Origin of the sequence: Streptomyces sp. UW30, assembly GCF_008042075.1 — a bacterium.
GTDB lineage: Bacteria > Actinomycetota > Actinomycetes > Streptomycetales > Streptomycetaceae > Streptomyces.
The window spans coordinates 1-712 of the sequence record NZ_RDBN01000121.1 but is presented as its reverse complement, the minus strand read 5'-3'; the positions used below and the strand labels follow the sequence as shown (position 1 = coordinate 712).

At 69.9% G+C, this 712-nt stretch carries 3 pseudogenes; all 3 read left to right on the top strand.

Going from position 1 to position 712, the window contains the following annotated elements:
• Positions 1-315, top strand: a pseudogene (locus tag EAO75_RS44700) (malate synthase A); the annotation flags it as partial.
• Positions 312-437 (top strand): annotated as a pseudogene (locus EAO75_RS46365) (SelT/SelW/SelH family protein); the annotation flags it as partial. The pseudogenes EAO75_RS44700 and EAO75_RS46365, both read left to right, overlap by 4 nt.
• Positions 438-485: 48 nt before the next feature.
• Positions 486-712 (top strand): annotated as a pseudogene (locus EAO75_RS44695) (malate synthase A); the annotation flags it as partial.

The window sequence follows — 712 nt, the reverse complement described above, 5'->3', positions numbered from 1 at the left end:
GTCCAGGTCGGCATCCGCTACATCGAGGCCTGGCTGCGCGGCCTCGGCGCGGTCGCCATCTTCAACCTCATGGAGGACGCGGCCACCGCCGAGATCTCCCGCTCCCAGATCTGGCAGTGGATCAACGCGGGCGTCGAGTTCGAGAACGGCGAGAAGGCCACGCCCGAGCTGGCCCGCAAGGTCGCCGCCGAGGAACTGGCGAACATCCGCGCCGAGATCGGCGAGGAGGCCTTCGCGGCCGGCCACTGGCAGCAGGYCCMCGACCTGCACGGCAAACCGGCCGCGGAACAGGATTGGTCGGTGCACCTCGGATGAGTGGCCGTGTCGAGATCGAGTACTGCACCCAGTGCAGGTGGCTGCCCCGCGCGGCCTGGCTGGCGCAGGAACTGCTCACCACCTTCGAGGCGGAGCTGTCCGAGCTGGCGCTGAAGCCGGGCAAGGGCGGCGTCTTCGTCGTCCGCGTCGACGACGAGGTGGTCTGGGACCGCCGCGACGCCGAGGTCAACAAGGTCGCCTTCGAGAAGGTCCGCGCCGACAAGGACCGCGAGGCCGGCGACGGCTTCGACGGCTCCTGGGTGGCCCACCCCGACCTGGTCCCGATCGCCATGGAGTCCTTCGACAAGGTCCTCGGCGACAAGCCCAACCAGAAGGACCGGCTGCGCGAGGACGTCCACGTCGAGGCGGCCGACCTGATCGCCGTCGACTCCCTGCA